Below are 3,074 nucleotides of genomic sequence, written 5' to 3'. Positions count from 1 at the left end.
AAAACAAGCAATTATTAATTGTAAACACCATAAACCAAAGATGCAACGCTATGCATCTGAGAGGAACACCGTACCCGCGGTGTGAATCAATTGGTTAAGCTAATAAGAGCGCAGGGTGGATGCCTTGGCACTAAGAGCCGATGAAAGACGTGATAAGCTGCGAAAAGCTTCGGGGAGGAGCAAATATCCATTGATCCGGAGATATCTGAATGGGGAAACCCGGCTGAGAAGCCCTCAGTCATCCATACGCCAATACATAACGTATGGAAGGGAACCCGCTGAACTGAAACATCTAAGTAGGCGGAGGAAGAGAAAGAAACATCGATTCCCAAAGTAGCGGCGAGCGAAATGGGAAGAGCCCAAACCAGAGTGCGTGCACTCTGGGGTTACGGACTGCATAAGTGAGCTGATTCGTTAATGGAACGGTCCTGGAAAGACCGGCCAGAGAGAGTGAAAGCCTCGTACATGAAAACGATAAGCAGCGGCAGGATCCAGAGTACCGCGAGACACGTGGAACCTTGCGGGAATTCGGGGGGACCACCCCCCAAGGCTAAATACTCCTTAGTGACCGATAGCGCATAGTACTGTGAAGGAAAGGTGAAAAGGACCCCGGGAGGGGAGTGAAAGAGAACCTGAAACCCTGTGTTTACAAGCTGTGGAAGCACGTTAAGGTGCAACCGCGTACTTTTTGTAGAACGGTCCGGCGAGTTGCGGATGCTGGCGAGGTTAAGGAGTAAAGCTCCGGAGCCGAAGCGAGAGCGAGTCTTAATAGGGCGTGAAGTCAGCATGTGCAGACCCGAAACCGGGTGACCTATCCATGTCCAGGTTGAAGTTCCCGTAAAAGGGAATGGAGGACCGAACGCACATCCGTTGAAAAGGGTGGCGATGAGGTGTGGATAGGGGAGAAATTCCAATCGAACCCGGAGATAGCTGGTTCTCCTCGAAATAGCTTTAGGGCTAGCCTCGTATTAGTTTAGCGGAGGTAGAGCACTGAATTTCCTAGGGGGCGTCAAAGTCTACCGAAGAATATCAAACTCCGAATGCCGCATAAATGATGTACGGGAGTCAGACTGCACGAGATAAGTTGGGTAGTCAAAAGGGAAAGAGCCCAGACCTACAGCTAAGGTCCCAAAGTGTGTGTTAAGTGGAAAAGGATGTGGGATTTCGAAGACAACTAGGATGTTGGCTCAGAAGCAGCCACACATTCAAAGAGTGCGTAATAGCTCACTAGTCGAGAGGTCCTGCGCCGAAAATGTCCGGGGCTAAAACACAACACCGAAGCTTAGGAATGTAATTATACATTGGTAGAGGAGCATTCTTAAAGAGACGAAGCAGTACCGATAAGGAGCTGTGGATTTTTAAGAAGAGAGAATGCCGGAATGAGTAGCGAGATGGAGGTGGGAATCCTCCAGGCCGAATATCTAAGGTTTCCAGAGTAAAGCTGATCTGCTCTGGGTAAGTCGGGGCCTAAGGCGAGGTCGAAAGACGTAGTCGATGGATAACAGGTTGAAATTCCTGTACTGCATATCATCAGAACTGTGGGGACACAGAGAGATACCGGAACCTGGGAATGAAGATACCAGGGCAAGCGAGGTAGGTGCTAAGCTGGCAAATCCGCTTAGTAAGCCGAAGACGTGATGCGGAGCGAATTAAAGTAGCGAAGTCCGGGATTCGAGCTGTCGAGAAAAGCCGCTATTGCGTGATATGTACCCGTACCGTAAACCGACACAGGTGGATGAGGAGAGAATCCTAAGGCCGGCGGGAGAAGCATTGTTAAGGAACTCGGCAAAATGACCCTGTAACTTCGGGATAAAGGGTGCCACAGAGATGTGGCCGCAGAGAATAGGCTCAAGCAACTGTTTAGCAAAAACACAGGTCTATGCGAAACCGAAAGGTGAGGTATATGGGCTGACGCCTGCCCGGTGCTGGAAGGTTACGAGGAGAGGTTAGAGCAATCGAAGCTTTGAATCTAAGCCCCAGTAAACGGCGGCCGTAACTATAACGGTCCTAAGGTAGCGAAATTCCTTGTCGGGTAAGTTCCGACCCGCACGAAAGGCGTAATGATTTGAGCGCTGTCTCGACAATGCACCCGGTGAAATTGAAATACCAGTGAAGATGCTGGTTACCTGCGCCAGGACGGAAAGACCCCATGGAGCTTTACTCTAGCTTGATACTGGGATTCGGTACTGCATGTACAGGATAGGTGGGAGACGAAGAGGACAGGACGCCAGTCTTGTCGGAGTCGCTGTTGGGATACCACCCTTGTGGTACTGGATTTCTAACCAACCTCCGTGACCCGGAGGTGGGACAATGTCAGGTGGGGAGTTTGACTGGGGCGGTCGCCTCCGAAAGGGTATCGGAGGCGCTCAAAGGTTCCCTCAGAATGGTTGGAAACCATTCAAAGAGTGCAAAGGCAGAAGGGAGCTTGACTGCGAGACCGACGGGTCGAGCAGGTACGAAAGTAGGACTTAGTGATCCGGTGGTAGAAAGTGGGATTGCCATCGCTCAACGGATAAAAGCTACCCTGGGGATAACAGGCTTATCACTCCCAAGAGTTCACATCGACGGAGTGGTTTGGCACCTCGATGTCGGCTCATCGCATCCTGGGGCTGAAGTAGGTCCCAAGGGTTGGGCTGTTCGCCCATTAAAGCGGTACGCGAGCTGGGTTCAGAACGTCGTGAGACAGTTCGGTCCCTATCCGGCGCGGGCGTAGGATATTTGAGAGGAGCTGCCCTTAGTACGAGAGGACCGGGGTGGACTGGCCTCTGGTGTATCTGTTGAGCTATCAAGCTCATGGCAGAGTAGCCAAGCCGGGACGGGATAAACGCTGAAGGCATCTAAGCGTGAAGCCCCCCTCAAGATGAGATATCCCATACGCAAGTAGTAAGACCCCTTGAAGACGACGAGGTAGATAGGGCAGAGGTGGAAGCGTAGTAATACGTGAAGCTGACTGTTACTAATCGGTCGAGGGCTTAACCAAAAGGATATGGTTAAGAATTGGATAGGTAAGAGGAAGTTATTTCCTGAAGGATGAAAGATAGAGAGTAGAAGAAATTCAGTGTGCAGTTTTGAAG

Annotated in this window: 1 rRNA gene; it reads left to right on the top strand. The window is 50.9% G+C overall.

What is annotated here, in order from left to right:
* Positions 1-92: 92 nt before the first annotated feature.
* Positions 93-2,980: ribosomal RNA gene (locus tag DXC57_RS09045) — 23S ribosomal RNA — on the top strand.
* Positions 2,981-3,074: the final 94 nt, after the last annotated feature.

This window comes from Clostridium sp. TF06-15AC (genome assembly GCF_003481165.1).
GTDB lineage: Bacteria > Bacillota > Clostridia > Lachnospirales > Lachnospiraceae > Otoolea > Otoolea fessa.
Note: the sequence above shows the minus strand (reverse complement) of the source record. Positions and strands in the feature narration are given on the sequence as shown.